The organism is Vibrio sp. TRT 2004, assembly GCF_050113735.1.
GTDB lineage: Bacteria > Pseudomonadota > Gammaproteobacteria > Enterobacterales > Vibrionaceae > Vibrio.
On record NZ_JBNJOH010000104.1, the window covers coordinates 1 to 2024 of the forward strand.

At 46.2% G+C, this 2024-nt stretch carries 2 protein-coding genes and 1 pseudogene; all 3 read left to right on the plus strand.

What is annotated here, in order from left to right; genetic code table 11:
- Positions 1-336, plus strand: a pseudogene (locus tag ACQEXR_RS19995) (hypothetical protein); the annotation flags it as partial.
- Between the two features lie 88 nt (positions 337-424).
- A complete protein-coding gene (locus tag ACQEXR_RS20000) occupies positions 425-1384 on the plus strand; it encodes a hypothetical protein (RefSeq protein ID WP_427021017.1) in 960 nt (319 codons plus the stop codon).
- 290 nt (positions 1385-1674) lie between these two features.
- Positions 1675-2024 (plus strand): hypothetical protein (locus tag ACQEXR_RS20005; RefSeq protein ID WP_427021018.1); only part of this gene is annotated, 350 nt, incomplete at its 3' end.

A 2024-nucleotide genomic window follows, 5' to 3' on the forward strand; every position in this document is an offset into this window, starting at 1 on the left:
TTAACTGGTCAACGCCATCAATATCTCAGTTTGCTGCACAACATGGGCAGTCATGCCCCTATGTATGGCTATTGGGAGTACGTTCGTCGTTATATGGCTGATGAACAACCGTTATGGTATGAGATCAGTAAAAAGCCAAGACAGATAGGTGTTAACTTTGAACTCGCTGAAGAAGAAGGTCGGAGTCGGCTGTTTGCAATTGTTACCTTTATTCTTACGTTACCACTTGGTTTTCTGCTCAGACCCGCTCTTTTTTCACTCTGGTGTAATCCTCTGAAAGACAAATGGCCAGAACAGGTCCATGAATGGACAGGAAAACGATGCAATTGGCATTAGACGTTTTTCACGACAGTTTATCCGCACTGCCACTCAATCGAGCGGCAGTCGAGCGGCAGTTGAGCTGTTCGCGGAGGAAGAACCCATCATGAGTGAGATTAGACAAGTTGGCCCCAACCATTGGGTTGGGCCAGAGGACTTTGGTATTACCCCCAACTTCCATATTACCCAACACGGCGTGGAACATTACCCTAATGGTCATTTAATTCAGCAAGAGCCATTAAACCCGGGCAATAAAAAAATCCCCATCGTTCACCGAAAAAAAGACGCTGAAGATATGGGGGAGTTTTTTGACGGCTTTTCTGCGGGAGGCCATGAAGGGTTTATTGATATGCGAGTTCAGTCTGTCCATGGTAGAGGCGAGTTTATGGGGCTGGTGTTTCTTTTTACCCTGATATGGATCGGGTTAAAAGGTTGGGGATTTATTGATGGACTGGCATGGTCGGATACCTATGTTATTGACTTAATTTATTTGGCATTGATCGGAGTCACTATAGCGGTAGGACTTTTCAAGCCCATCGCCATGCCGGTACGCTTTCATAAACAAAACCAAGAGGTTTACGTTTGGCACGATAAAGTACTCTATCGTATTCCGTGGCAAGAGTGTGAAATATCCGTCATTGTGGCTAAAACCCATATGGGCTACGGGCGGTTAAAAGATGGCTATGAGTTAATGCTCTGGCTCAACCCTCAACACGCGGTCAATGCCGATTTAACTGGTCAACGCCATCAATATCTCAGTTTGCTGCACAACATGGGCAGTCATGCGCCTATGTATGGCTATTGGGAGTACGTTCGTCGTTATATGGCTGATGAACAACCGCTGTGGTATGAGATCAGTAAGGAGCCGCGGATTGCGGGGGTAAACACAGAGCTAGCGAAAGAAAAAGGATACAGCAACTTTAGCGCATTAATTCGCTTTATCTTAGTTATGCCAATTATATTTCTTTTTCGACCCGCAGATTTTGCACTTTGGTGTAACCCCCTGAGACACAAATGGCCGGAACAAGTCCATGAGTGGACAGGTAAACGATGCAATTGGCATTAGACGTTTTGCACGACAATTTATCCGCACTGCCACTCAATCGAGCGGCCTTCGAGTTGTCACAAATGGGCGAAGGGAATAATCCATCATGACTGAGATTAGACAAGTTGGCCTAATAACGTTTTAATGACGCCTGTCCCTTACACACTTTAGAGCCGGTCTCTGATATCAATGGGATACGCGTACCATACGAAGCACAAACGCCTAAAAATAACTACGCGGTCTGTCTGGTTGATGCGATTGGTATTGCAACCGATCTGTGCCGTGAGTTCTCTATTGCTTACGAGCTCACCATGTCGAGTTTGAGCACATCGCAACATCCTCTCCAGATGGCAAAGTTAACCAAGCACATTATCGACAACGAGATGACACAGGCCGCGTCGAAAGTCTCACAATATCAACCGACGGGTCATTACGCTGCCGCACTCTCTGCCCGTAAGCGCAGTGATCAAGAAATGGAACAACGCCAAGCGGCAGCAGGTTCTTCAAGAAAGCAAGAGTTAGAAAAGTGCTTGCACGTTGATGAGATGGAAGGCTACCTAAAGGAATACCAAGATGCGATGCCGAAACTCAAGCAGCAGCTTGAAACCTTGTCTGAAGATTGGTTGACTTGGTTAGATCATGAACAGCTAGATATCGCGCT